Source organism: Streptomyces sp. NPDC001027 (genome assembly GCF_040299045.1).
Classification (GTDB): domain Bacteria; phylum Actinomycetota; class Actinomycetes; order Streptomycetales; family Streptomycetaceae; genus Streptomyces.
In genome coordinates this window covers 1-24,950 of record NZ_JBEPBI010000110.1, presented here as the reverse complement: position 1 = coordinate 24,950, position 24,950 = coordinate 1, and the positions used below count along the sequence as shown (strand labels likewise).

Here is a 24,950-nt window from a genome sequence, read left to right as displayed (position 1 = left end):
GAAGACGCCCCGGACGCCCGCCGGGCCGCGTGGCGTCTACCTCGACGGCGGCTACGGCGTCGGCAAGACCCACCTCCTGGCGTCCCTGTGGCACGCGACCCCGGCCGAGCCCTCCCTCAAGGCGTTCGGCACGTTCGTCGAGCTGACCAACCTCGTCGGCGCCCTGGGCTTCCAGCAGACGGTGCGCACGCTCTCCGGTCACCGTCTGCTGTGCATCGACGAGTTCGAGCTGGACGACCCGGGCGACACCGTTCTCGTCTCCACGCTGCTCGGCAAGCTGGTCGAGGCCGGTGTGGCGCTCGCCGCGACCTCCAACACGCTGCCCGGCAAGCTGGGCGAGGGCCGGTTCGCGGCGGCCGACTTCCTGCGCGAGATCCAGGGCCTGTCGGCGCAGTTCCGCGCCCTGCGCATCGACGGCGAGGACTACCGCCACCGCGGCCTGCCGGAGGCTCCTGCGCCGTACTCCGACGAGCAGGTGGCGCAGGCCGCGTACGCCACGGAGGGCGCCTCGCTCGACGACTTCCCGCACCTGCTGGCGCATCTCGCGAAGGTCCACCCGAGCCGCTACGGCGCGCTGACGGACGGCCTGAGGGCGGTCTGCCTCACGGACGTGCAGCCGGTGCCCGACCAGTCCACGGCGCTGCGGCTGGTGGTTCTGGCCGACCGGCTCTACGACCGCGAGGTCCCGGTGCTGGCCTCGGGAGCCCCCTTCGACCGGCTCTTCAGCGAGGAGATGCTGAACGGCGGGTACCGCAAGAAGTACTTCCGCGCGATATCCCGGCTCACCGCGCTGGCCCGCGACGCCAAGTCGCTCGTCAAACCCGACTAGACGATCCCCGCCGTCCGGGGCAAGAGCCGGTTCGCGCCACGCTTCCCGCTCTTTTCAGGCGCACTTCATCTGGAAACGTCGAGTTAACCCTGCAAACAACTTTGCAGGGTTACCTTGTTTCTTGACCAGTCGTTGACCAATCGTTGGTTCGGGCTAGATGTGTGCGAGGGCCGGAGGGAGGCGCATGTTCCGAGGTACGTCGGCTCGCGCCGTGCTCTCGCTCCTCACCGCGACCCTGCTCGCCCTGGCGTTCTTCACGCCGACGCCTTCCTTCGCAACCGCGCACACGGCGCGTCACGCCGAGGCCAAGGCCCAGCCCGGGATCACCCTGCCCGCCAAGACCCTGCGTCACGAGAAGGTCACCGCACGCGACTGCGACCTTCCCGGCGGCCCCGCCGACCCTCGTCGCACCCGCGACCGCCACCGCGCCACTGTCTGCCCCGCCTCGGCACCCCACGAGCCCGAGCGCGCGTCGTCGGCGCAGGACCCCGCAGCCGCGCACCGGCAGGCCCGGCCCGGCGATCCCCGGCATGTCACACCGAGATCCTCGACGTCCCACTCCCCCGCGGCACTCCAGGTCTTCCGCTGCTGAGCGGGCAGAGCAGAGCAACAGTCCCCCACCTGTCCTGTGTCCTGCACGCCGACGCGCCCCCACGGCGCGCCAGGAGGAGTCACCACGTCATGCAGCCCCTCATCGACAACGCCCGTACCTTCGGACAGCGCCCTGAGGAGTTCGCCCGGCTCGCCGAAGGCCAGTCTCCGCAGGTTCTCTTCATCACCTGCTCCGATTCGCGGGTCGTACCCGCGCTGATCACGGGCGCCCGGCCCGGCGAGCTCTTCGAGCTGCGCACCGCGGGCAACATCGTGCCCCCCTACGGCTCCGACCGCCCCACCGGCGAGGCCGCCACCATCGAGTACGCCGTGGAGGTGCTCGGCGTCCAGGACGTCGTGGTCTGCGGCCACTCGCACTGCGGGGCCGTCGGCGCGCTCGTGCGCGGAGACGACCTCGACGGCGTGCCCGCCGTGCGCGACTGGCTCGCGCACGCGGCCGACGAGCCCAAAGCCGCCGATCCCGACGACCCGACGGTCATGCGCGCGGTCCAGCACCACGTGCTCGCCCAGGTGCTGCGGCTGCGCTCGTACCCGTGCGTGGAGAAGCGGCTGGCCGACGGCCGGCTGCGGGTGCGCGGCTGGTACTACGAGGTGCACACCGGCGCCGTACGCGAACACCGCGTCGACACCGACCGCTTCGAAGCCCTGTGAGCGCCGCCGTGACGAACCAGAAGCCCACCGGGCGAATATCGCGGTTCCCGCACCTGAAGCAGGACTTCGCCGCCTCTCTCGTCGTCTTCCTGGTCGCGCTGCCGCTGTGCGTCGGCGTGGCCGTGGCCTCCGGCGTGCCGGCCGAGCTCGGGCTCGTCACCGGCATCGTCGGCGGCCTGGTCACCGGACTCATGCGGGGCAGCAGCCTGCAGGTGTCCGGCCCCGCCGCCGGTCTCACCGTGCTGGTCTTCGAGGCGGTGCGCGAGTTCGGCCTGCCCGCGCTCGGAGTGATCGTGCTGGCCACGGGCGTCCTGCAGCTCGCCATGGGCGCGCTGCAGCTGGGCCGCTACTTCCGGGCCATCTCGGTCTCGGTCGTCGAGGGCATGCTGGCCGGGATCGGCCTGGTGCTGATCGCCGGTCAGCTGTACTCGGCGGTCGGCGCCAAGGCGCCGGAGTCCGGTCCGCAGAAGATCGCCGGGCTGCCCAGGGCGGTCACGGAGGCCTTCGGCAGCGCCGCCGGGACCGCCTCGCTCGCACTCGGCGCGGGCACCGTCGCGGTACTGGTGTTGTGGAAGCGGTTGCCGGCGATGATCCGCACCGTGCCCGGCCCGCTCGCCGCGGTCGGCCTCGCCACGCTCGCCGCCCTGCTGCTCGACCTGCCCGTCGCCACCGTCGAGGTGCGGGGCCTGCTGGAGTCCGTCCAGCCTCCTCCGCTCGGCGCCTTCGGCGACCTGGCGAACATCGGTCTGCTCGGCACGATCGTCGCGTTCACCCTGATCGCGTCCGCCGAGTCGCTGTTCAGCGCGGCGGCGGTGGACCGGCTGCACGACGGTCCGCGCACCGCGTACGACAAGGAGCTCATGGCGCAGGGCGCCGGCAACGCCGTCTGCGGCGTGCTCGGCGCGCTCCCGATGACCGCGGTGATCGTGCGCAGCGCGGCCAACGTGCAGGCCGGGGCACGGACCAAGGCGTCCCGTGTGCTGCACGGCGTGTGGCTGCTGCTGTTCGCGGCCCTGCTGCCGGATCTGCTGGCGTACATCCCGATCCCGGCGCTGGCCGGCATCCTCCTGCACGCGGGCGCCAAGCTCGTGCCGGCGCGCTCGCTCGCGGCGCTGTGGCGCGAGCACCCGGGCGAGGCGCTCGTCCTGGTCGTCACGGCCGTGTCGATCGTCGCGGTCAGCATGTTCGAGGGCGTCCTCATCGGTCTCGCGCTGGCGGTCGTCAAGACGGCCTGGGAGGCCTCGCACATCCGGCTGGAGGTCGTCGACAAGGGCGCCGGCCCGGTGCAGGCCCACCTGTCGGGCAACGCGACCTTCCTGCGTCTGCCGAAGATCCTCGACAGCCTGGAGGCCCTCCCGCAGGACCGGCCGGTCGAGCTGGACCTCTCGGGTCTGCACCACCTCGACCACGCCTGCCGGACCGCCTTGGAGAACTGGGCGCAGCGCCACAGCGCCCACGGCACGGAACCGGTGAAGGTCACCGAGCCGGCGAGGGCACGGCAGGCCGAGGAGGCGGCGACCGAGCCGGCCCGGGCCGGCTGACACCCCCTGCGTCCGCCGTCCGGTCCGGGGTCCGGGGCGTGATCCGGGGCGTCTTTCGGCCCGGGTTCCGGTCCGTGTTTCGGTACGTGTTTCGGTCCGGGGTCCAGGGCGTGGCCCCGGACCGGACGGCGGGCATATCGTTGCAGGAGTAGGGAATACGGCTCAATCGGGACCTCTGATCGAGGAGGTCGACATGCTCGAGGAGCTGCTGGGCGCGGCCGCGGCACTCGCCGCGGGAGGCCTCGTGTACCTCGGCGCCGCCGCACGGGTCGTCAAGCAGTACGAGCGCGGGGTGGTCCTGCGGCTCGGCCGTCTGCACGGCGACGCCCGCCGGCCCGGGTTCACCGTGGTCATCCCGCTGGTGGACCGGCTGCACAAGGTCAACATGCAGATCGTGACGATGCCCATCCCGGCCCAGGAGGGCATCACCCGCGACAACGTGACCGTGCGCGTCGACGCGGTCGTGTACTTCCGCGTGGTGGACGCGCCGGCCGCGGTCATCAATGTCGAGGACTACCGGTTCGCCGTCTCCCAGATGGCCCAGACCTCGCTGCGCTCGATCATCGGCAAGAGCGAGCTGGACGACCTGCTGTCCAACCGGGAGAAGCTCAACGAGGGCCTGGAGCTGATGATCGACAGTCCGGCCATCGGCTGGGGCGTGCAGATCGACCGGGTCGAGATCAAGGACGTGTCGCTGCCGGACGCCATGAAGCGTTCGATGGCCCGTCAGGCGGAGGCCGACCGCGAGCGCCGGGCGCGGATCATCAACGCCGACGCGGAGCTCCAGGCCTCGAAGAAACTCGCCGAGGCCGCCGAGCAGATGTCCGAGCAGCCCGCGGCACTCCAACTCCGGCTGCTGCAGACGGTGGTGGCGGTCGCCGCAGAGAAGAACTCCACGCTCGTGCTGCCGTTTCCGGTGGAGCTGCTGCGTTTCCTGGAGAAAGCCCAGCAGCAACCGCCGCAGCAACCGCCCTCACAACAGCTCGAGCAGCGGCAACCGCCTTCGCCACAGCGTGAGCCGCGGCAACCGCTTCCACAAGATTCCGATCAGCAACCGTTTACACAACAGCGTCAACCGCAAGCGTTTACGAAACCGTCGCAGCGGCAACCGGTTCCGCAGCAGAATCAGCAACCGCCGCCCGCTCCGCCTCCGCCCTGCCCTCCGGAGGGAGGAGACGAGTGACACCTGCGCCGCGCGTGGTTCCCGGGGCGCACCGCGGGTGATAGACACAGCGGGATCACAGTCCTGTCCGCCAGCAGGAAGGTTGTCCCATGTCCGCGACACGACGTCAGATCCTCGTCGGCACCGGTGCGCTGGGGGTGGGCGCGAGCATCGCGTTCACCGGCGCCCTGTCCGACCTCTTCGCGGGCACCGCGGCCGCGCAGAACCTCGGTCACGAGGGGTACGGCCCTCTCGTCCCCGACCCGCACGGCCTTCTCGACCTCCCCAAGGGCTTCCGCTACCGGGTCCTGTCCCGAGAGGGCGAACCGCTGCGCTCCGGTGAGGGCCCGGTGCCCTCGAACCACGACGGCATGACGGCGCTCCCCGGGCAGGGCGGCCGTGTGCACCTCGTGCGCAACCACGAGAACCGTCCCGCCGCCGCTCATCCCGTCCCCACCGTCAAGGGCCTGACCTACGACCCGTCAGGCAAGGGCGGCTGCACGGCCCTGACGCTGGACTCCCGGGGCAGGGTGCTCTCCGAGCGGGTCGCGATCGCGGGCACGGCCGTCAACTGTGCGGGGGGACCCACCCCTTGGCATACCTGGCTGACCTGCGAGGAGACCGAGGACAAAGCCGGCACAAACGGTTACACCAAGGATCACGGCTTCATCTTCGAGGTCCACCCGTCCGACCCGCGCCGCACCGGAGCCGTCCCGCTGACCGCGATGGGCCGCTTCCAGCACGAGGCGATCGCCGTCGACCCGCAGCGCGGAATCGTTTACGAGACGGAAGACGCGTTTCTTCATCCGTTCGGCCTTTTCTATCGTTTCCTGCCGGAGAAGCCGTTGGGCGGTGTGGGCTCGCTGCGGGCGGGAGGCCGACTGCAGGCGATGCGGGTGCCGGGAGTGCCGGACCTGTCCTCCATCCAGGACACGGGCCGTGTCTTCGAGGGCATCGAATGGGTCGACGTGCCGGACCCCCTCGCCGCCGAAACCCCGATCCGGCTGCAGGACTTCGGCCCGAAGGGCATCACGCACGCCCAGAAGCTGGAGGGGTGTTACTGGGGCGGGACGTGCGTGTACTTCGTGTCGTCGTTCGCGCGCGGGACGGACGGCTCGGCGGCCGACCACTTCGGGCAGATCTGGCGCTACGACCCGCAGCGCCGCCGTCTCACCCTCATCATCGTCTTCGGCCCGGACACGGACGTGCAGCTGCCCGGCGAGTCCCCGGACAACATCTGCCTCACTCCCAGCGGCGGCCTGATGGTCTGCGAGGACGGCAACGGCGCTCAGCACGTCTTCGGCGTGACCAGGGGCGGCGAGGTCTACGCGATGGCGCGCGGACGCCAGAACATCGGCACGCCCGAGAAACCCGAGTGGGGCGAGTTCGCCGGAGTCACCTTCTCCCCCGACGGCGACACGATGTACGTCAACTGCTACACCCCGGGGACGACGTTCGCGGTGACGGGTCCCTGGCGGCGCTGACCGCGCTCCCGTGAGCCGCCGGGGAGGGGCGGCGGAGCGGCCGGACGGAGCAGACGGACGCACGGGCGGGTGACGACGGCGGAGCTGCGGTCATATTTGCGTATCGATCGATGGGCGTTCCCCATAGGTTCATACGATGATCCTTCCCGCGCGCCGTCGTCAGGCCGCCGTTCTCTGCGTCCTCACCGCCGCCCTCACCGCCCTCGCCGGATGCGGCACGTCCGAGCGTCCGGTGGCGGCCCGCCCGACGGCGCCCGCCTCCCCCACGGCCTCCACGCCCGCCACGGCTCCCGCCTCGCCACAGACCTCCGCCGCCGCGCACCCGGATTCCACGCCCACCGCCCCCGCCGCCCCCTCCCGGCCTCCGACCCTGGCCCCGGGCCCGGCCGGACTCACCCCCGTCTTCCGCCATGCGCCCCGTGCCGCCGGCAAGGCGGTCGCGCTCACCTTCGACGCCGACATGACCGCCGACCAGGGGGCCCGGGCGGCGGCCGGCGAGCACTTCGACAACCCCGCACTGATCGCGGCGCTGCGCGAGCTCGAGGTGCCGTCCACCGTGTTCATGACCGGCCGTTGGGCCGAGGAGTACCCCGACCAGGCCCGCTCGATCGGCCGTGACCCCCGTTTCGAGATCGCCAACCACTCCTACAGCCACCACGCCTTCACCGGCGACTGCTACGGGCTGCCGACCGTCGCCGCGGACCGGATGAGAGCGGACGTCGAACGCGCTTACACGGCGTTCCGCAAGGCCGGAGTGCCGGACGCGATGCCGTACTTCCGTTTCCCCGGCGGTTGCTACGACAGCCGGGCGCTGCGCGCGGTGAGCGGCACCGGCGTGACCGCGGTGCAGTGGGACGTGGTGAGCGGGGACGCGTTCGCCACCGACGCGGACGCCGTCGCCCGGCAGGTGCTGGACGGTGTGCGGCCCGGCTCGGTGGTCGTCATGCACTGCACCCGCAGCGCGGCCCCGACGACCGAGCAGGCGGTGCGGACGATCGTCCCGGAACTGCGGCGCCGCGGATACCGGTTCGTAAAGGTTTCCGAGCTGATCGCGGCGGCGAGCGGACGACGGTGACCGGCGGGCGGCAGGCGGCGGGGCAGCAGGGCTGCCGCCGGGCTGCGGGCCGGCTCTCGAAGGCGCCATATCGTCGCTGCTCCTTCGCGCGCCACCCACGTGCCGGACGCTGGCGTCGTCGCCCCGGACGCGGGATCGCCTTCGGACCGGACCCGGTAGCACTCTCGGCCTGGACCCTGGATCGTCTTCGGACCGGACCCGATATCACCCTCGGCCCGGACGCAGATCGGCTTCGGCCATGCCCGCCGACGGCCCGTGGCTGCGCTTCGGCGGCCGGCAGGGGTTTCGTACGCTGGAGTCATGAGCGACGACAGCGAGCGTGACTACTGCCTGATCGACGCCACCCGCCCGCCCCGGGCCGAGGGACCGCCGTACGCGGAGTGCGTGCAGTGCCGCAAGCCGACGGAGTATCCGGAGTCGTACAAAGGCATCACGCTGTGCCCGGTGTGCGAATGGCAGGAGGCGCAGCGGACGGCGTGCTCGGGGTGACGGCCCCGCCCCCCGGGGAGGATGACGACCCTCGGGCCCGCCGAGCACCCTCCGGCCGCGCCCCGTGCGGTGGGCAGGCCGCGCCTCCGTACGGTGGATCGGCCGCGCCTCTCTGCGATAGGTCGCGGGCCGTCCGGGAGGTGGTAGGTCGCGGGCCGTCCGGTAGGCCTGGTCAGGGCGTCCGGCGGGACGTCAGCGCGCAGGCGGCGGCGACGGCCGCCGCGCTCAGCAGGGCCGCCGCTGCCGTCGGCCACAGCGGCAGGTGGACGGTGGCCGTCCGGGAGCCGCCGACCAGGCCGCTGACGGCCGCGTGCGCCGGGGATCCGCTCATCACCAGCGACAGCAGGGCCGCCAGCAGCAGCGAGGGAATCGCCCGGCCCGGCGAGCGCAACACCGGCCAGGCGGTGAGGGCGCCGACGGCCACGCCGAGCAGCGCGCAGGTCAGGACGGCGAGCAGGCCCGCGCCGGCCGCCTCGAGGACCGGGACGCGCCGCTGATGATCGCTGCCGACCGGGTCGCTGACGAAGGTGACGAGCGCGGTCGCCGCCACGCCGAACGCGGCGGCCGCGGACAGCCCGACCAGCACACAGGCCAGATGGGCACGCGCAGGCCCGACCGCCGCGGCGACGACGGTACGGGCGGCCGGCGGCTCGTTGGCGACGCAGATCCGCACCAGCCAGGCGGCCACGGGCAGCAGGAACGCGGCCGTGTAGCCGAGCGAGTCCAGCAGCGGCTGGCCGCCCTGCACGCCGACGCCGAGGAACACCGCGTACAGCAGGAACGGCGGCAGCCAGCGCTGTGAGCGGACGAGCAGGGCGCTGTGGTAGCGCAGCAGGGCGGTCACGGGCGGCTCTCTTCTTGACGGACGCTCACCACGTGCCAGGGCGGTTCGGCGGTGAGCAGGGCGCGGAGCAGGACATCGGAGTGCGACGCGGGGACGGTGAGCCGGTGGCGGCGCTCGGCCGTCTGCTGCGCCGACGTGGCCAGCCGGAGCGCCTCCGGCGGCAGGACCGCGGTCGTGCCGTGCACCTCGACCGTCGTGTGCGGGCCGGTGGGCGCGGCGTCCTGGCCGGCGTCCGCGTCCACGTCCACGCGCGCGTGCAGACCGCCGTCCCGGATGCTGAGCACGACGTCGGTGACGTCCGCGAGCCGGCGGGGGTCGTGATCGACGAAGACGACCGCCGCGCCGGCCGCCGTCCGCTCGGCGACGGCCCGCTCGAGTTCGGCGCGGGCGTCCGCGTCCAGGCCGGTCCACGCCTCGTCCAGGATCAGCAGTTCGGGTTCGGCGAGGAGGGCCTGCGCCACGGCGACCTTCTGGCTGGTGCCTTTCGACAGACGGTTCATGGGGGTGCCGGCGTGCGCGGCGGCGCCGAAGCGGTCGAGCCAGTGGTCCGCGGCCCGCTCGGCGGCCGGACGGGACAGACCGTGCACGGCGCCGAGGCGGGTGAGGTATCCGGCCGCGGTGAAGGGCAGGGCGGCAGGGAACCGTTCGGGGACGTAGGCGGTGCGGGGGCGGCCCGTGACCCGGCCCTCGGTGGGGGCGTCGACGCGGGCGAGCAGGCGCAGCAAGGTGGACTTCCCTGTCCCGTTGGCGCCCGAGACGCGGGTGAGCGTGGCGGGGGCAGGCCGCAGGGTGACGTGGCGCAGCACCCAGGGGCCGCGTAATCCGTAGCGGCGTCCCACGTCCTCGAGGTGGAGATCGCGTTCCATGGAGAGCATCTTCTCGTAGGTCAAGTAGCCTGCGCGGGTGAGTGAGAGTCCGTTCCAGACCGAGCCGAACCCTCGCGACCAGGCGCCGCAGTTCGTGCTGCCCCTCGTCGTGCGGGTGGAGAAGTCCGCTCCCCCCGCGCGCGTGGACGCCCTGGAGACCGCCGCCCGCGCCGTGCTCGTGATGCTCGGCGACGCGCGGTCCGTCGGGGACGGCGAGTGGGCGCAGGTCATGCGGGACTGGCAGGACGCCCGGATCCGCAAGGTGGTGCGGCGGGCCCGGGGCGCGGAATGGCGTCGGGCGGCGGAACTGCCGGGCATCACCGTCACCGGGAAGTCCGCGGAGGTGCGGGTGTTCCCGCCCGTGCCGCTGGACGGCTGGCCGAAGGAGCTGGCGAAGCTGCAGGTCTCGGGAACCGACCTCGACGACCCCGAACCGCCCGCCGCCGTGGAGCCGGGGACGGCGGTGCTGTGGATGAGCCCCGAGGTGGACATGTCGGCGGGGAAGGCCATGGCGCAGGCCGGACACGGCGCGCAGCTCGCCTGGTGGGAGCTGTCGGACGCGGAGCGGACCGCGTGGCGCGAGGCGGGCTTCCCGCTCGCCGTGCGGTCCGCGCCGCCCCAGCGCTGGCGAGAGCTGACGGCGAGCGGACTGCCGCTGGTGCGGGACGCTGGGTTCACCGAGATCGCACCGGGCAGCAGCACGGTCGTCGCGGACCATCCGGCTCTGCGCGCCCGCTGACCCCTCACACCCCTCGCGGCCCCGCTGTCACGTCGCGGGCGGCTTCCCCTCGCCGCTCCGCTTGCTCCCGGCCGGTGGCGTCCGCGGGGCCGAACCTCAAATGTTGCTCTGAAGCGGGGCGGGGTGCGGTTCGGGCGCGGACTGCTGGGTCATACCACCGTCACCGTGCAGGGGGACGAAGGAGGCGGTGACCATGATGCGACTGGGAACGGGGATCGGCTGGCGGCCGGAGATCGCGGACGTCGTGGAGCGCATGCAGGGCATCGACTGGGTCGAGGCCGTCGCCGAGAACGTGTGCCCCGGCCATCTGCCCGACTCGCTGCTGCGGCTGCGCGAGCGCGGGGTCACGGTGATCCCGCACGGCGTGTCCCTCGGACTCGGCGACGCGGAGCGCCCCGACGCGGGCCGGCTGGCCGCGCTCGCCGAACGGGCCGAAGCCCTCGGCTCGCCGCTGATCACCGAGCACATCGCGTTCGTCCGCGCGGGCGGCCCGCTGACGGCGTCCGCGCGGCTGGAGGCCGGGCATCTGCTGCCCGTGCCGCGCACCCGGGACGCGCTCGACGTGCTGTGCGAGAACGTGCGCATCGCGCAGTCGGCGTTGCCCGTCCCGCTGGCCGTCGAGAACATCGCCGCGCTCGTGTCGTGGCCCGGCGAGGAGATGACCGAGGGACAGTTCCTGTACGAGCTGGCCGACCGCACCGGTGTGCGCCTGCTCATCGACGTCGCCAACCTGCACACCAACCACGTCAACCGAGGTGAGGACCCCGCCGAGGCGCTCGCCGAGCTTCCGTTGGAGGCCCTCGCCTACGTCCACGTCGCGGGGGGCTTCGAGCGGGACGGCGTCTGGCACGACAGCCACGCCCACCCGGTGCCCCGCCCGGTCCTCGACATCCTCACCGACCTCGCGTCCCGGGTGTCGCCGCCGGGGGTGCTGTTGGAGCGGGACGACAACTTCCCCGAACCGGGGGAACTGGAAAGGGAGTTGGGTGCGATCCGGGCAGCCGTTGAGCTCGGCGCGGTCCTTCGCGGCGCGACCGTGTCGGCCGGGGCAGGCCTCGTGCCCGCGGCCCCGGCCGCACGGATCGCCGTCCCGGCGCGGACCGGAGCTGCCGACCCGGCGAACGCGGTCGAGGCCGGGGCCGAGGCCGAGGCCGAGGCCGTGGCCGTGGCCGTGGCCGGAACCGCAACGGAAACCGCCGTCGGAAGGGCGCCTGCGACCGCTTACGCAACAGTTGCGGGTGCCCCCGGGAGCGTCGTTGCGGCCGGGGCAGCAACCGGTTACGCAGAAGTTGCGGCTACAGCCGACACGGCAACCGCTTACGCAGAAGTTGCCATCGCGACCAGCACAGCAACCGGTTACGCAGAAGTTGCGGCCCCGGTCGACGCAGCAACCGGCTACGCGCAGATTGCCGTCGCTGCCGGGGCTGCCCCGGCCGCCGCTGCCAACACGGCGGAGCGGACCGCTCCCGGCGAGGCGACTCGTCAGCGTCTCGGCCTCGCCCAGACGGCCCTGCTGTCCGCGCTGGTCGCCGGGACACCGGTTCCGGAAGGTTTCGACCGGGTGCGACTCGGCGTCCAGGCGCGAGCGTTGGCGGCGAAGCGGGCGGACGTGGTGGCGAAGGTGGCGCCGGAGCTGCCGCTGATCCTGGGAAGCGGTTACCGAGCGGCTTTCGTCGCCTACGCCCACGGGCATCCGATGCACGCCGGCTACCGGCAGGACGCCCTCGACTTCGCCGCGCAGCTCCTGAGGGACGGCCGCCCGGCGGAGGGGCGGGCGCGCCGTGAGCTGCGCCGCTGGTGGCTGGACCGCTCGGGTCCCGCCCCGCGCCGCCGGAGGACACGACTCGGCCTCGGTCCGGTCCTCGGCCACGGACTCGGCGTCAGTCTCCGTCTCGGCCTCGGACAGGCAGGACGGTCACTGACCCGCCGCTGACACGGCGTCCGGCATCGCCGGTCGCCGGACCACCGGCACTTTCCCCGGACTGCGGCACCGCCTCCGGGACCGCCGTGACTCCGTCCGTCACCTTCCGGGACCGCCGGCAACGCCTCCGCGACTGCCGTCGGCGCCGCCGCCTGGCCCGACGCCGCCGACACAGCCCCCGGGGACAGCTCGGAGTGTGCCGGGGTTAACACCGCACGTGCCGCACGGCACACCCACAACCGTTTACCGCCCGTTTTCCCCACTTTCACCACTCCTCCACACCTTCGGTTTCACCTGATATGCCCTGGGATCCAACTGTTCACCGGTGAGCGGAAATGCACACAACCGGCGCAGTAACATTCCAGAACATCCAGTTCCGCTACCGAAGCGCACTTGCGTGCAGTGCCGCGAGCAGGAGGCGCCATGCGACCGCGACCCCCGGTCCAGGGCAGAGGAATCTTCAGCGGTACCGGGCTCATCATCACGTGCCTGGCCGCCACTCTCGCAGCGCTGGTCTTCCCGATCTGGTCGTACGCCGACCGGGCGGACACGGGTGTGAACGTGCTCAACGCGCAGACCGTGTCGACGCAGTACGGACCGCTGTCCGCGCTGGACCGGGAGTTCGTCACCAAGGTCCGCCTGGCCGGGCTGTGGGAGCTGCCCGCCGGCCGGCAGGCGGAGACGAAGGGCACCACCGAGGCGGTGCGCACTGCGGGCCGGCACCTCGTCGAGGGGCACACCTTCCTGGACGAGCGGGTCCGCGCCGTCGCCTCCCAGCTGGGCCTTCCGCTGCCGAACGTGCCCAACGACCAGCAGCAGGGCTGGCTGGGCGAGCTGACCGCGGCCCAGGGCCGCCAGTACGACTGGAAGTTCGCCAACATCCTGCGCCTCGCACACGGCAGGGTGTTCTCCGTCGTCGCCCAGGTGCGGGCGAGCACCCGCAACTCCCTGGTCCGGGCACTCGCCGACGACGCCAACACCACCGTGCTGGACCACATCAAGGTGCTGGAGGCCACCGGGTACGTCGATTTCGACGCCCTCGCCCGGGACATGGCCGCCGACGTCACGCCGCCCCTCAACCGCTCACCCGCCCCGCCGGGGCCGACGACCGATCCCGGACCGGTCGTGCCGCTCACCGCGTCGCCCGACCCCACCTATCCGCTGCCGCCCGCCGCGGCCAGTCCGCCGCCCGTCGGCTGAGCCTCGCCGGCGCCCGCACTCCGCGCCACGGGCCCGCCCCCCACTCCACGGGTCCGCGCCCCCACCCCACACTCCCCATCCCGCACCCGCGCACCCCCCGCACCCCCACACCCCGGTGACGGAGCGTCACCCACCGCGCCCCACCAGGCGCGGACGAGATCCGAGCCGTCCGAGACGTCGGAGCCGTCCGAGCCTGCCCCCGTACCCGGCTCCAGGCGCACGGGCGCCCGCCAGGTGGGGGCGCGCTGCACCAGCCGGGGGCGCACAAGGGGCATTGGCGGCGACACCCGTCACCGGTGCTTGCCTTCCCCCACAACCGCACCAAACATCCCTTCTGTCGCCGCCGTGCATCGAAGGGACCCCCGATGAGAGCCGCCGCCCTCCACTCGGCCGCAGGAGCCCTGCTGCTGACCGCCCTCTCCGCCGTCCCGGCGGGCGGCGTCCCGGGCACGGCCGCCCCACGGTCCCCGGCGTCCGGGGTGGCGCTCGCCGCCGCACGGGCCGCGGCGAAGGGCGTCGTCTTCGGGGCCTGCGCCGAGGCGGAGGAGCTGCCCGCGGCCATGCAGTGCGGCACGGTCGCCGTACCGCTGGACTACGCCCGTCCGGACGGCAGGCAGATCAAACTGACCGTCAGCCGCGTGTCGGCCACCCACCGGGACCCGCACAACAGCAAGCACCGGGTGCCCCGGCAGGGCGCCCTGGTCTTCAACCCGGGCGGTCCCGGCGGCTCGGGGCTGTACTTCCCGCTGATCGGGCTCCTGCCGGAGTGGAAGCGCATCGGGGCGGCCTACGACCTAGTCGGCTACGACCCGCGCGGGGTCGGCCGTTCGGCGCCCCTGTCCTGCCAGGACCCCAAGCGTTTCTTCAAGGGCCCCTCCCCCGCGCCGACGCATCCCTCGGAGTCGTACAAGCGGGAGCGCATCGCGCAGGCCAAGGCGTACGCGCAGGGCTGCGCGAAGCGGGCGGGCGCTGCCCTGCGGCACTACAACTCGCTCAACAACGCCCGCGACCTGGACGTGCTGCGGGCCGCGCTGGGCGAGGAACGGCTGACGTTCATGGGCGCGTCGTACGGCACCTACTTCGGGGCGGTGTACGCGACGCTGTTCCCGTCCCACGTGCGGCGGATGGTGTTCGACGCGGCCGTGAACCCGGACCCGGCGCAGATCTGGTACCGCAACAACCTCGACCAGTCGATGGCGTTCGAGAGCCGCTGGACGGACTTCCGCGAGTGGATCGCCGCCCACGACGACGTGTACGGCCTCGGCGACACCGCGGAGGAGGTCCTCCTCAGCTACGAGCGCGCGCAGGCCCGGCTGGCCGCGGAGCCGGCCGGCGGCAAGGTCGGGCCGGGCCAGCTCCAGGGGGCGTTCCTGCAGGCCGGGTACTACGACGACTACTGGCCCGCCCGCGCGCAGGCGCTGTCGCAGTACCTCAAGGGCGATCCGAAGCAGCTGATCGCGCAGGCCGGTCCGGTGCAGGGGGCGGCGGCGGAGGCGGAGAACGCCAACGCGGTGTACACGGCGGTGGAGTGCAACGACGCGCCGTGGCCGACGGACTGGAAGGTGTGGGACCGCGACAACACGCGCCTCGCGCGCGTCGCGCCGTTCGAGACCTGGGACAACGTGTGGGCGAATCTGCCCTGTGCGTACTGGCCGGCGCCTCGGCAGCGGCCGCTCGACGTGCGGACGGGTCCGGGCGAGCTGCCGCCGACGCTGATCCTGGCCGCCGAGCGCGACGCCGCAGCGCCCTATGACGGGGCGCTCGAGATGCACCGCCGCCTGTCGGGATCGGTGCTGGTGACGGAGCGGGACGCAGGCGCCCACGGCATCGCGGGCGGTCCCAACCGCTGTGTCAACGGGCATCTCGAGGCGTATCTGCTGGAGGGGAGGCTCCCCGCCCGGCGCTCCGCCTGCGCGGCGCATCCGGAGCCGAAACCGATCGCGTCGCGCTGAGACGCCGCCGTCGCAGCGCAGCGACGCAGGGGCCGCGTGGAGCCGTCGCTCCCACGCGGCCCCTGCGCGTCCACGCAGCCCCTCCGCGTGCGGGCACGTGCGGTGCCACGGCCCCTTCGGGGCGTCAGGCCAGCCCGGCGACCAGATCCGCCACGGACTTGCGGCGGCCCGTGTAGAACGGGACCTCCTCGCGGACGTGCATACGGGCCTCCGAGGCACGCAGGTGGCGCATGAGGTCGACGATGCGGTGCAGCTCGTCGGCCTCGAAGGCCAGGATCCACTCGTAGTCGCCGAGCGAGAACGAGGCGACCGTGTTGGCGCGGACGTCGGGGAAGCCGCGGGCCATCTTGCCGTGGTCGGCGAGCATGCGGCGGCGGTCCTCGTCGGGCAGCAGGTACCAGTCGTAGGAGCGCACGAAGGGGTAGACGCTCACGTAGTCGCGGGCCGTCTCGTCGGCGAGGAACGCCGGGATGTGCGAGCGGTTGAACTCGGCGGGGCGGTGCAGCGCCATGTTCGACCAGACCGGCTCGAGGGCGCGGCCCAGCTTCGTGCGGCGGAAGAGGTTGTACGCCTCCTGCAGCTGGTCGGCGGTCTCGGCATGCCACCAGATCATGAGGTCGGCGTCGGCGCGCAGACCGGACAGGTCGTACGTGCCGCGGATCGTCACGTCCTTGGCGGCGAGCTGGTCGAACAGCTCCTGCACCTCGTCGGCGAGGCCCGTGCGGTCCTCGGGCAGCGCGTCCTTCAGCCTGAAGACGGACCACAGGGTGTAACGGATGACCTCGTTGAGGTCCTTGGCCAGCTTGCCCTTGTTCGGGATCCTGCCGGGCTCGGTGGTGGAGGCGTCGTCACTCATGGCTCTCATTCTCCCGCTCCGCCGTGCAGACTCTGCACCGGGTCGGCCGCGAGGCGGCGTGCCGTGCTCAGGTCGCCGCCGACCTGGTCGGCCGCGGCGTACGCGCTCGCGATGCAGGCCGGGATGCCCACGCCGTCGTACTGCGCGCCGCACACGGCGAGGCCGGGGAGTTTCGCGACGTGTGCGCGGATGCGGGCCACGCGCGCGTGGTGGCCGACCGGGTACTGCGGCAGGCCGTCCGTCCAGCGGGTGACGCGGGTCTCGACGGGCGCGGCGGCCAGGCCGGTGGCCTCGCGCAGGTCGTGGCGGGACACGGCGACCAGGTCGGCGTCGTCGCGTCCCAGGATGTCCGTCTCGCCGTGGCGCCCCACCGAGGTGCGCAGCACGAGCGTGCCCGGGTCCTCGTCGGCGATCCAGCCCCATTTCTGGGAGGCGAACGTGGACGCCTTGATGGTGTGTCCGTCGACGGGCGGGACGAGGAAGCCGCTGCCTTCGGGCAGGGCGGTCCCGGCGCGCCGGTAGGCCAGGGTGATCAGCGCCATGGAGGCGTACTCCACCGTGCGCAGTTCGGCCGCGGCCCCGGGGGCCTCGGCGGCGAGCAGCCGGGCGGCGGCCGGTGCCGGGACGGCGACGATCACGGCGTCGGCGTGCAGCACCCGCTCCCCGGCGGTGACGCGCCAGCCGCCTGCGGCGTCGCGGTGCAGCCCGCTCACCGGTACGCGCGTGTGGATCTCTCCGCCGCGCGCCTCGACGGACGCGGCGACCGCGAGCGGCAAAGAACCCACGCCGCCCTCGATCCCCATGAAGACCGGCCCCGTCTGCTGGTTCGCTGCGGCTCTGGCCTGGATGCCGCGGACGGCCTCCGTCAGGGAGGGGTGCTCGCGGGCCGCCTGGAAGAGCTGGGGGACGGCCGAGCGCATCGAGATCCGGTAGGCGTCCCCGGCGTACACCCCGCCCAGCAGCGGTTCGACGAGGCGGTCGACGACCTCGCGGCCCAGCCGGGCGGCCACGTACTCGCCGACCGCCACGTCCTCCCCGAGCGGGGTGCGGGGCAGGTCGGCGTCGCGCTCGATGCGGGCGACGCCCTCCTCGGACAGGACGCCGGACAGGACGCCGCCCATGCCGGGGACGCCCATGACGTGGCCCTTGGGCATGGGGCGCAGGGCGCCGCGGGTCCAGATCGAGGCGGTGGCGGTGGCGGGCGGCTGCAGGCGGTCGGCGAGGCCCGCCTCGCGCGCGAGGGCGACCGCCTCGGGGCGGCGCGCCAGCATCGACTCGGCGCCGAGGTCCACGCGCACGCCCGCGATCTCGCCGGGCAGCAGCTTGCCGCCGACCCGGTCGGACGCCTCCAGCACGGTGACGTCGGCCCCGCGCCCGAGCAGCCGGTGGGCGGCGGCCAGTCCGGCGATGCCCGCTCCCACGACGACGACGTGCTGCCCGGTGCCCGTACCCGTTGCGCTCATGACCCCACTCTCTCAGACCCCACCGACAACGCCGCCGGATGCCGGTGTCCTCCTCGCGTCCCGACCGTGACCAGTTCGGAACCGATCGCCGCCAACGTCCCGGTCCCCACGGGCGTCGAAGAAGCGTCAGTGGTCACGTCATCAGCCGTTCACACCCCGGGGGGACACCCACATGCGCACACGACGTTCCGCAGGACGCCCCACGCGCCGTTCCGCACGGCCCGCGCACGCCCTGGCCGGCCTCCTGCTGGCCGCGGGCCTCGCCCTCACCGGCTGCAGCGACGGCGCGGACGACATGGGCGCGAGCGCCGCGTCCGACAAGGCCGCCGGTGACGCGGCCGTCCGGGACACCGGCGCTGTGGACTCGGACGCGAAGGAGGGGGCGGGCGCGAGCGGCTCCAAGGCCACCGCGGCGCCCAGGCCCGCCGTGAACCGCATCATCCGCACGGCCACCCTGACCGTGCAGGTCAAGGACGTCTCCAAGGCCCTCGACGAGGCGCGTACGACCACCGAGAACGCCGGCGGCTATGTGGGGGACGAGACGACCGTCCGGGACGAGGACGACGCCGAGCGGACCCGTGTGGTGCTGCGGATCCCCGTCGGGAAGTACGACGACGTGCTCGCCGACCTCCAGGGCGCGGGCAAGCTGCTGGAGCGCACGGCGAAGGCCCAGGACGTGACCGACCAGGTCGTCGACGTCGAGAGCCGGATCGCCTCGCAGCGCGTCAGCGTCGCCCGGGTCCGTGAGCTGATGGACCGGGCCGTCAAGTTGAGCGACGTGGTGACGCTGGAGGGGGAGCTGAGCAACCGTGAGGCGGCGCTGGAGTCTCTGCTCGCGCAGCAGGCCTCCCTCAAGGACCGCACGAGCCTTGCGACCGTCACGCTGACCCTGGCGGAGAAGCCGACGGTGGCGGCCGCCGAGGACGACGACCCGGGCTTCGTGGACGCGGTGACGAGCGGCTGGGGCGCGTTCGTGACGGTGCTGCGCTGGATCGCCGTGGCGTTCGGCGCGACGCTGCCCTTCCTCGCGGCGGGGCTGCTGCTCCTGCTGGTGTGGCTGCGGCTGGTGCGGCCGCGCCGCAGGGCTGTGGAGGCGCGCTGGGCTCAGCTGGGCGTTCCGGGGCAGGCCGGGGCCGCTCCGCAGACGTCAGCGGGCCTGGTGGCCGCCTCGCAGAGCGGGAGTGGACAGCCGGAGACCGGGCAGGCCGGGGCCGCCGGCCGGAGTGAGACCGGGCAGGGCGAGGCCGGGCAGGCCGGGGCGGGCAAGGCCGGACAGGCCGGGGCCGGGGCGGGCGAGGCCGGACAGGACTGAACTGCGCTCTCCCCGTAGCGTGTTCGCATGAGCATCGAGCGACTGGTCGTGATCGGCGGCGACGCCGCGGGCATGTCCGCGGCGTCCCGGGCCCGGCGTCTGAAGGGGCCCGACGAACTGGAGATCGTGGCCTTCGAACGCGGGCACTTCACGTCCTACTCGGCGTGCGGCATCCCCTACTGGGTGGGCGGCGACGTGGCCGAGCGGGACGATCTCGTCGCCCGCACCCCCGAGGAGCACCGCGCGCGGGGAATCGATCTGCGGCTGCGGACCGAGGTCACCGAGATCGACGTGGCCGGACGGCGGGTACGCGCGCGTGCGGTGGATTCCGGGGAGCAGTCCTGGACGTCGTACGACAGACTCGTCGTGGCGACCGGGGCCCGCCCGATCCGGCCGGACCTGCCCGGTGCGGACGCGGCGGGCGTGCACGGGGTGCAGACCCTGGACGACGGGCAGGCGCTGATCGACACGCTGTCCCGCGCGCGGGGGCGACGGGCCGTGGTCGTGGGAGCCGGTTACATCGGCGTGGAGATGGCCGAGGCGCTCATCAACCGCGGCTACGAGGTGACGGTCGTCAACCGGGGCAGCGAGCCGATGTCGACCCTCGACCCGGACATGGGGCGACTGGTGCACCGGGCGATGGAGGGGATGGGCATCGCCATGGTGAACGACGCCGAGGTCACCGAGGTGTGCACGACGCCCGACGGCCGGGTGCGGGCGGTGCGCACGGAGGACGCCGAGTATCCGGCGGACGTGGTGGTGCTGGGCATCGGCGTCCGGCCGGAGACGGCGCTCGCGCAGGCCGCCGGTCTGCCGGTGGGCGCGCACGGCGGACTCCTCACCGATCTGGCGATGCGGGTGCGCGGCCACGAGGACGTCTGGGCCGGCGGCGACTGCGTCGAGGTCCTCGACCTGGTCTCGGGCCAGGAGCGCCACATCGCCCTGGGCACCCACGCCAACAAGCACGGGCAGGTCATCGGCGCCAATGTCGCAGGCGGTTACGCCACGTTTCCGGGCGTGGTCGGAACCGCCGTGAGCAAGGTCTGCGATCTGGAGATCGCCCGTACCGGGCTGCGCGAGAAGGACGCGCGCAGGGCGGGTCTGCGCTTCGAGACGGTCACCGTCGAGTCGACCAGTCGGGCCGGTTACTACCCGGGCGCGTCCCCGATGACGGTGAAGATGCTCGCCGAGCGCAGGACCGGCCGTCTGCTGGGCGTCCAGATCGTCGGGCGGGAGGGCGCCGGCAAACGGGTCGACGTCGCGGCGGTGGCCCTGACCGCCGGGATGACGGTGGAGCAGATGACGGCCCTCGACCTGGGCTACGCGCCGCCGTTCAGCCCGGTGTGGGATCCGGTGCTGGTGGCCGCCAGGAAGGCCACCGCCAAGGTGCACGGCAGCGGACGGGAGTAGGGCGGCCGGGACCGGGCGGCGCGGGACTTGGCCGCGCCGCCTCGGACGTGCCGCGTGGTGCGCGCGGCCGGCCCCGCGGGCGCACTCCCGCGCACCCCCGTTCCCGTGGTTCTCAAGCCGTTTCGGTAAGGCGTTTCTGAAACCGTCCCGTTCCGGCATCTCTTGCTCACTGTGTTCCGGTCAGGGGATTCTGAAAGCGTTCCGCTGAGGCGTTTCTCCAGCGGTTCCGGTGTTTCTCAAGCCGTTCCGGTCAGGCGCGGCAGGGCGGAGACCGCGGCGGCGGGGGGCTGCTCCGCCGGCTTGGCGTGGGCGGCCGCGGCGGGCCGCGACCGCAGCCGGTTGCTGACCGCCTCGTCCAGCGTCACCGGGCGCTGCATCTGCGAAGCGAGCCGCCCGGCCTCCTGGCCCAGTCTCGCCACGTCCTCCCACGGCAGCCGGATCACCAGCGAGATCTCCGCCTCGCCGTCGGGCGTGGCGTGCATCGCGGGGGTCATCTGGTCGTTCATCGCTGTTCCTCACGTCGTCCCCGCGACTCGCCTTCCCCGTGCCGCGAGCGGTTGCCGGTTCATACGCACTGCTGGGAAGCCGCGTTCACCGATTCGTCGAACGGATCGGGGGCACTACTTCCTTGTGGTCATCCCCGTGCATGACGTGAACCCCGTGCGCCGCACCCCGGTGGTGACGTACGCGCTGATCGCCGCGAACGTTTTCGTGTTCTGGTTCATGCCGGGCCTGTCCGGCTCCGTGGCGGGCGACAGCAGCCTGGCCCAGACGTGCCATCTGCACGCCTTCCTCGAACACTGGGCGGCCGTGCCGCGCGAGTTGATCGACCATCAGTTCCCGCAGCTCGTCCCCACCGGCGAGGTGCGGGGCGCGTCCTGTCAGCTGGGGCCGCCGGACTACGCCAAGTCACCCGCGCTGCGCGTGTTCACGGCGATGTTCCTGCACGGCGGCTGGCTGCATCTGCTGGGCAACATGCTGTTTCTGCTGATTTTCGGCAACAACATCGAGGACCGCATGGGGCACGTCCGCTTCGCGGTCTTCTACGTCGTGTGCGGCTACGCCGCCTCGTACGGCTTCGCCCTGGTCAACTCCGACTCCACCGATCCGCTGATCGGGGCGTCCGGGGCGATCGCGGGCGTGCTCGGCGCGTACCTGGTGCTGTATCCGAAGGCCCGGGTGTGGGTTCTGGTGCCGTTCCTGGTGTTTCTGCCGCTGCGTCTGCCCGCCTGGCTGGTGCTGGGGTTCTGGTTCGCGCTGCAGGCGGTGTACTCGTCCGGCGAGGGCGTCTCGGGCGCCGGGACCGTGGCGTACGCGGCGCACGTCGTCGGCTTCCTGGCGGGCATGCTGCTCGCCTGGCCGCTCAAGCCCGGCACGCCGGCGCCGCCGGAGCCGCGCGGCCTGCTGTTCGGCAGGCGGGCGCGCCCCCGGCACACCTGGTGACGTGATTCAGCGGGCCGTCTGCGTGTGGACGTACTCGACGAGACGGGTCAGCGCGTCCGGGTCGGTGGACGGCATGACGCCGTGGCCGAGGTTGAAGACATGGCCCTCGAGTCCGGCGGCCGCGTCCAGGACCTCGCGGGCCTTGGTCTCGACGGCCTCGGCGCCGGCGAACAGGACCGTCGGGTCGAGGTTGCCCTGGAGCGCCTTGCCGGGGCCGACCCGGCGGGCGGCCTCGTCGAGCGGGACGCGCCAGTCGACGCCGACGACGTCCGCGCCGGCCTCGCCCATGAGCCGCAGCAGCTCACCGGTGCCCACCCCGAAGTGGATGCGCGGTACGCCGTAGCCCTCGACCGCGCGGAACACCTTCGCGGAGGCGGGCAGCACCGAGCGGCGGTAGTCGTCGGGGGCGAGCGCGCCGGCCCAGGAGTCGAAGAGCTGGACGGCGCTCGCGCCCGCCTCGATCTGCACCTTGAGGAAGGCGGCGGTGATCTCGGCGAGGCGGTCCAGCAGGTCGGCCCAGAGCTCGGGGTCGCCGTACATCATCGCCTTGGCGTTCTCGTACGTGCGTGACGGTCCGCCCTCGACGAGGTAGCTCGCGAGAGTGAACGGGGCGCCGGCGAAACCGATGAGCGGGGTGGCGCCGAGCTCGGCGGTGAGCAGTCCGATGGCCTCGGTGACGTAGGAGACGTCCTCGGGGGCGAGGTCGCGCAGCTGGGCGAGGTCGGCGCGGGTGCGGACGGGGCGTTCGACGACCGGGCCGACGCCGGGCTTGATGTCGAGGTCGACGCCGATGGCCTTGAGGGGGACGACGATGTCGCTGAAGTAGATCGCCGCGTCGACGTCGTGCCGACGCACGGGCTGCAGGGTGATCTCCGTGACCAGCTCGGGCCGCATGCAGGACTCGAGCATCGGGACGCCCTCGCGGACCTTGCGGTACTCGGGCAGCGAGCGTCCGGCCTGCCGCATGAACCACACGGGCGTGTGCGGCACGGGCTCACGCCTGCACGCCTTCATGAAGGCGCTGTCGTAGGTCGCTGTCGGCTGCCGGCCCGCCGGGCTCTCGTTCGCACTCACGACGGCAAGTCTCGCACGGCGCGGCAGGCCCCGCGGCCGCCCCCTCGCAGCCCGCTCGCCGCCTCGTCGCCGTCCCCGCTCGGCGTGCAGGGCCGGTTCCCGGCGCGGGCGGGACGTCCCCGTGCCGCGCCCGCGCCGGGAAGCCTGCCTCGGCCCGTGCGGGTCGCGGGCGTGCGCGGTCCGTGCGCCTGTTCGCCCAGCGCGCACCCGTCCGCAGGCCCCGCGCGGGTGTCTTGCCCTGCGCGAAGCCCCCGTTCCCCTTAATCTTCCCCGCATGGCTGCGGCTCAGGGACGACTGTCGGACGACGCTGGCGGGATGGATGACGCGAACGAGGGGGATCGGGACGGGGGCAGGTCGGCTCCGTCGCCGTTCCGGTCCGCCGTCGACGGGCTGAGAACGGCCCGGCTGCGGCCGCAGATCGAGATCGAGCCGACGCCGGCCCCGAAGCGGCTCGCCCCCTTCGCCCACGCGCTGGAGGCGACGGTCGTGGACGGCGAGCAGGACCTCGCGGACGGCCGGCTGGTGCTGCTGCACGATCCGGCCGGGCACGACGCCTGGCGCGGAACGTTCCGCCTGGTCACCCTGGTGCGGGCGGAGCTGGAGCCGGAGATGGCCGCCGACCCGCTGCTGCCCGAGGTGTGCTGGTCGTGGCTGACCGGCGCGCTCCAGGCGCGCGGGCTGACGTACGGGGAGCCGAGCGGGACCGTCACACGGGCGAGTTCCCATTACTTCGGGGGGCTGGCGGAGCGTCCGGCGGCCTCGCAGATCGAGATCCGGGCGTCCTGGACGCCGCGCGAGGGCCTCGGCGGAGTCCCGGACACCGGGGCGCACCTGTCGTCCTGGTGCGACCTGCTGGCACAGGTGGCCGGGCTGCCGCCGGCCGGACCCGGCGACGCGTCCGTGGTGACCCTCCCGCAACGCCGGGGGCCACACTCACGTTGACCATCTCTTTGTCGATACGGCCATTTTCGATCCCGTCCGACACCCACTTAAACCGACTCGATCTTCGGATGATCGATCGCGTGTCCGAATTGCACAGATTGTTACTCACTAGATCGTGATCATTCTCTAAAGGACCCCGGGTTCGCTGCCGAAGACGACTGTGACCTTGAAAGCACGGTTCGTCCCGGCTTCCTCCCCACGAGCCCCCCGCGAACCGGCTCCCGTCCCCCCATCCAGGAGGCCTGGTGTCCGTTCTCCTCGAGCAGCCCGCAAGCCTGGTCGCCTACCGCCCGAACAAGCCCACCGCCATGGTGGTCGTGGCCGACCCGCGCGTCCGCTCCACCGTCACCCGTCACCTGTGGGCGCTCGGTGTGCGCGACGTCATCGAGGCCTCGTCCGTCGCGGAGGCTCGTCCCCGCATCGGCAACCCCCGCGACATCTGCGTCGCCGACGTCCACCTGCCCGACGGCTCCGGCCTCACCCTGCTGTCGGAGACCCGCGCCGCGGGCTGGCCCAACGGGCTCGCCCTCTCCGCCGCCGACGACATCGGCGCGGTGCGCAACGCCCTCGCCGGCGGCGTCAAGGGCTACGTGGTCACCGGCACCCGCACCAACCTCGGCCTGCCCGGCCGTCCGGGCGCCGCCCCCATGGGCTCCGCCGCCCGCATGCACCGCCGCCCCCCGGGCGCCCCGAGCCACCCGGGCGGCTACCGCGAGCTCTCCGGCCGTGAGGTCGAGGTGCTGCGACTGGTCGCGGAGGGTCAGTCCAACAAGGCCATCGGCGTCTCGATGGGCCTGTCCGCGCTGACCGTCAAGAGCCACCTCGCCCGCATCGCCCGCAAGCTCGGCACGGGCGACCGCGCCGGCATGGTCGCGGTGGCCCTGCGGACCGGCATCATCCACTGAGACCCGCCCGGCCCCGGCGTCCCGGACTTCCCCCCGGCCCCCCGGACCGCCGGATCCCCCGATCCCCACGACCCGTCGGATCCTCACCTCCCGCGGGAGGCGCCGCCCCGTCCCCACCGGCTCCTCTCGTCCTCTCCCCGCAGTGCCCCGGCCTGACCGGTTTACGACCCTGCGCCGCC

23 protein-coding genes are annotated in these 24,950 nt (G+C 73.1%); 17 read left to right on the top strand and 6 right to left on the bottom strand.

The annotated features are described in order from the left end of the window. The 8 genes from zapE to ABT300_RS26195 form a co-directional block, all read left to right on the top strand. Nucleotides 1–829: cell division protein ZapE (gene zapE / locus ABT300_RS26230; RefSeq protein WP_351680273.1), on the top strand; the 829-nt coding region annotated here is incomplete at its 5' end. Nucleotides 830–1,013: 184 nt separating this feature from the next. Continuing rightward, nucleotides 1,014–1,421, top strand: coding sequence for a hypothetical protein (locus ABT300_RS26225; RefSeq protein WP_351680272.1), 408 nt, complete (start codon nucleotides 1,014–1,016; stop codon nucleotides 1,419–1,421). An 89-nt stretch (nucleotides 1,422–1,510) separates the two neighbouring features. Then, entirely contained in the window at nucleotides 1,511–2,092 is a 582-nt protein-coding gene (locus ABT300_RS26220; protein WP_351680270.1) for a carbonic anhydrase, read from the top strand. 8 nt (nucleotides 2,093–2,100) lie between these two features. After that, nucleotides 2,101–3,633 (top strand): SulP family inorganic anion transporter, encoded by a 1,533-nt coding sequence (locus tag ABT300_RS26215; protein ID WP_351680267.1) that lies wholly within the window; start codon nucleotides 2,101–2,103, stop codon nucleotides 3,631–3,633. Between the two features lie 193 nt (nucleotides 3,634–3,826). Continuing rightward, nucleotides 3,827–4,816, top strand: a complete 990-nt coding sequence (locus tag ABT300_RS26210; protein WP_351680264.1) for a slipin family protein — start codon at nucleotides 3,827–3,829, stop codon at nucleotides 4,814–4,816. An 89-nt stretch (nucleotides 4,817–4,905) separates the two neighbouring features. Beyond that, on the top strand, nucleotides 4,906–6,279 hold the full coding sequence (locus ABT300_RS26205; protein WP_351680262.1) for an alkaline phosphatase PhoX: 1,374 nt from the start codon (nucleotides 4,906–4,908) through the stop codon (nucleotides 6,277–6,279). 136 nt (nucleotides 6,280–6,415) lie between these two features. Continuing rightward, nucleotides 6,416–7,354: a polysaccharide deacetylase family protein gene (locus ABT300_RS26200; RefSeq protein ID WP_351680258.1), complete on the top strand. Its 939-nt coding sequence runs from the start codon at nucleotides 6,416–6,418 to the stop codon at nucleotides 7,352–7,354. Between the two features lie 300 nt (nucleotides 7,355–7,654). Further along, nucleotides 7,655–7,843 carry a hypothetical protein gene (locus tag ABT300_RS26195; protein ID WP_351680254.1) on the top strand — a complete coding sequence of 63 codons (189 nt, stop codon included), beginning with the start codon at nucleotides 7,655–7,657 and terminating at the stop codon, nucleotides 7,841–7,843. Nucleotides 7,844–8,015: 172 nt separating this feature from the next. Here the strand turns inward: ABT300_RS26195 and ABT300_RS26190 are convergent, their stop codons facing one another. Then, on the bottom strand, nucleotides 8,016–8,687 hold the full coding sequence (locus ABT300_RS26190) for an ABC transporter (RefSeq protein ID WP_351680251.1): 672 nt from the start codon (nucleotides 8,685–8,687) through the stop codon (nucleotides 8,016–8,018). Beyond that, entirely contained in the window at nucleotides 8,684–9,553 is an 870-nt protein-coding gene (locus ABT300_RS26185; RefSeq protein WP_351680248.1) for an ATP-binding cassette domain-containing protein, read from the bottom strand. The genes ABT300_RS26190 and ABT300_RS26185 overlap by 4 nt, the downstream gene beginning before the upstream one ends. 37 nt (nucleotides 9,554–9,590) lie before the next feature. Between ABT300_RS26185 and ABT300_RS26180 the strand changes: the two genes are divergently transcribed. The 4 genes from ABT300_RS26180 to ABT300_RS26165 all read left to right on the top strand — a co-directional run bounded on the left by ABT300_RS26180 (nucleotide 9,591) and on the right by ABT300_RS26165 (nucleotide 15,365). Next, nucleotides 9,591–10,292: a peptidyl-tRNA hydrolase gene (locus tag ABT300_RS26180; RefSeq protein ID WP_351680245.1), complete on the top strand. Its 702-nt coding sequence runs from the start codon at nucleotides 9,591–9,593 to the stop codon at nucleotides 10,290–10,292. A gap of 193 nt (nucleotides 10,293–10,485) precedes the next feature. Then, nucleotides 10,486–12,225, top strand: coding sequence for an MbnB/TglH/ChrH family RiPP precursor modification enzyme (locus ABT300_RS26175; RefSeq protein ID WP_351680242.1), 1,740 nt, complete (start codon nucleotides 10,486–10,488; stop codon nucleotides 12,223–12,225). 411 nt (nucleotides 12,226–12,636) lie between these two features. Beyond that, on the top strand, nucleotides 12,637–13,413 hold the full coding sequence (locus ABT300_RS26170) for a DUF4142 domain-containing protein (protein WP_351680240.1): 777 nt from the start codon (nucleotides 12,637–12,639) through the stop codon (nucleotides 13,411–13,413). Between the two features lie 365 nt (nucleotides 13,414–13,778). Next, a complete protein-coding gene (locus ABT300_RS26165; protein ID WP_351680237.1) occupies nucleotides 13,779–15,365 on the top strand; it encodes an alpha/beta hydrolase in 1,587 nt (528 codons plus the stop codon). A 124-nt stretch (nucleotides 15,366–15,489) separates the two neighbouring features. Here the strand turns inward: ABT300_RS26165 and hemQ are convergent, their stop codons facing one another. Then, nucleotides 15,490–16,221, bottom strand: a complete 732-nt coding sequence (gene hemQ, locus ABT300_RS26160) for a hydrogen peroxide-dependent heme synthase (protein WP_351680234.1) — start codon at nucleotides 16,219–16,221, stop codon at nucleotides 15,490–15,492. 5 nt (nucleotides 16,222–16,226) lie between these two features. Then, entirely contained in the window at nucleotides 16,227–17,684 is a 1,458-nt protein-coding gene (gene hemG, locus ABT300_RS26155; protein WP_351680231.1) for a protoporphyrinogen oxidase, read from the bottom strand. A 172-nt stretch (nucleotides 17,685–17,856) separates the two neighbouring features. Between hemG and ABT300_RS26150 the strand changes: the two genes are divergently transcribed. Continuing rightward, nucleotides 17,857–18,996 carry a DUF4349 domain-containing protein gene (locus tag ABT300_RS26150; protein WP_351680228.1) on the top strand — a complete coding sequence of 380 codons (1,140 nt, stop codon included), beginning with the start codon at nucleotides 17,857–17,859 and terminating at the stop codon, nucleotides 18,994–18,996. Nucleotides 18,997–19,023: 27 nt separating this feature from the next. Further along, nucleotides 19,024–20,406, top strand: a complete 1,383-nt coding sequence (locus tag ABT300_RS26145; protein ID WP_351680226.1) for an FAD-dependent oxidoreductase — start codon at nucleotides 19,024–19,026, stop codon at nucleotides 20,404–20,406. A gap of 236 nt (nucleotides 20,407–20,642) precedes the next feature. Here ABT300_RS26145 and ABT300_RS26140 read toward each other — a convergent pair whose 3' ends face one another. Further along, nucleotides 20,643–20,912 carry a hypothetical protein gene (locus tag ABT300_RS26140; protein WP_351680224.1) on the bottom strand — a complete coding sequence of 90 codons (270 nt, stop codon included), beginning with the start codon at nucleotides 20,910–20,912 and terminating at the stop codon, nucleotides 20,643–20,645. A gap of 124 nt (nucleotides 20,913–21,036) precedes the next feature. Here ABT300_RS26140 and ABT300_RS26135 point away from each other — a divergent pair, with 124 nt between their 5' ends. Further along, the gene (locus tag ABT300_RS26135; protein WP_351680221.1) at nucleotides 21,037–21,849 is read left to right on the top strand and encodes a rhomboid family intramembrane serine protease; all 813 of its coding nucleotides are present in this window, start codon (nucleotides 21,037–21,039) and stop codon (nucleotides 21,847–21,849) included. 6 nt (nucleotides 21,850–21,855) lie between these two features. Here ABT300_RS26135 and hemE read toward each other — a convergent pair whose 3' ends face one another. Continuing rightward, nucleotides 21,856–22,923, bottom strand: coding sequence for a uroporphyrinogen decarboxylase (gene hemE, locus ABT300_RS26130; RefSeq protein WP_351680219.1), 1,068 nt, complete (start codon nucleotides 22,921–22,923; stop codon nucleotides 21,856–21,858). Between the two features lie 316 nt (nucleotides 22,924–23,239). On the opposite strand from hemE, the gene ABT300_RS26125 reads away from it, so the two are divergent. Both ABT300_RS26125 and ABT300_RS26120 read left to right on the top strand, forming a co-directional pair. After that, nucleotides 23,240–23,866, top strand: coding sequence for a DUF3000 domain-containing protein (locus ABT300_RS26125; RefSeq protein ID WP_452995213.1), 627 nt, complete (start codon nucleotides 23,240–23,242; stop codon nucleotides 23,864–23,866). 245 nt (nucleotides 23,867–24,111) lie between these two features. After that, nucleotides 24,112–24,771: a helix-turn-helix transcriptional regulator gene (locus tag ABT300_RS26120; RefSeq protein WP_057575736.1), complete on the top strand. Its 660-nt coding sequence runs from the start codon at nucleotides 24,112–24,114 to the stop codon at nucleotides 24,769–24,771. Nucleotides 24,772–24,950 lie beyond the last annotated feature (179 nt).

Excerpts from the sequence above, each read along its gene's own strand:
- ABT300_RS26225 (WP_351680272.1), top strand. The coding sequence starts at position 1,014 with ATGTTCCGAGGTACGTCGGCTCGCGCCGTGCTCTCGCTCCTCACCGCG.
- ABT300_RS26220 (WP_351680270.1), top strand. The coding sequence starts at position 1,511 with ATGCAGCCCCTCATCGACAACGCCCGTACCTTCGGACAGCGCCCTGAG.
- ABT300_RS26210 (WP_351680264.1), top strand. The coding sequence starts at position 3,827 with ATGCTCGAGGAGCTGCTGGGCGCGGCCGCGGCACTCGCCGCGGGAGGC.
- ABT300_RS26205 (WP_351680262.1), top strand. The coding sequence starts at position 4,906 with ATGTCCGCGACACGACGTCAGATCCTCGTCGGCACCGGTGCGCTGGGG.
- ABT300_RS26200 (WP_351680258.1), top strand. The coding sequence starts at position 6,416 with ATGATCCTTCCCGCGCGCCGTCGTCAGGCCGCCGTTCTCTGCGTCCTC.
- ABT300_RS26195 (WP_351680254.1), top strand. The coding sequence starts at position 7,655 with ATGAGCGACGACAGCGAGCGTGACTACTGCCTGATCGACGCCACCCGC.
- ABT300_RS26185 (WP_351680248.1), bottom strand. The coding sequence starts at position 9,553 with ATGGAACGCGATCTCCACCTCGAGGACGTGGGACGCCGCTACGGATTA.
- ABT300_RS26175 (WP_351680242.1), top strand. The coding sequence starts at position 10,486 with ATGATGCGACTGGGAACGGGGATCGGCTGGCGGCCGGAGATCGCGGAC.
- ABT300_RS26170 (WP_351680240.1), top strand. The coding sequence starts at position 12,637 with ATGCGACCGCGACCCCCGGTCCAGGGCAGAGGAATCTTCAGCGGTACC.
- ABT300_RS26165 (WP_351680237.1), top strand. The coding sequence starts at position 13,779 with ATGAGAGCCGCCGCCCTCCACTCGGCCGCAGGAGCCCTGCTGCTGACC.
- hemQ (WP_351680234.1), bottom strand. The coding sequence starts at position 16,221 with ATGAGTGACGACGCCTCCACCACCGAGCCCGGCAGGATCCCGAACAAG.
- hemG (WP_351680231.1), bottom strand. The coding sequence starts at position 17,684 with ATGAGCGCAACGGGTACGGGCACCGGGCAGCACGTCGTCGTCGTGGGA.
- ABT300_RS26150 (WP_351680228.1), top strand. The coding sequence starts at position 17,857 with ATGCGCACACGACGTTCCGCAGGACGCCCCACGCGCCGTTCCGCACGG.
- ABT300_RS26145 (WP_351680226.1), top strand. The coding sequence starts at position 19,024 with ATGAGCATCGAGCGACTGGTCGTGATCGGCGGCGACGCCGCGGGCATG.
- ABT300_RS26140 (WP_351680224.1), bottom strand. The coding sequence starts at position 20,912 with ATGAACGACCAGATGACCCCCGCGATGCACGCCACGCCCGACGGCGAG.
- ABT300_RS26125 (WP_452995213.1), top strand. The coding sequence starts at position 23,240 with ATGGATGACGCGAACGAGGGGGATCGGGACGGGGGCAGGTCGGCTCCG.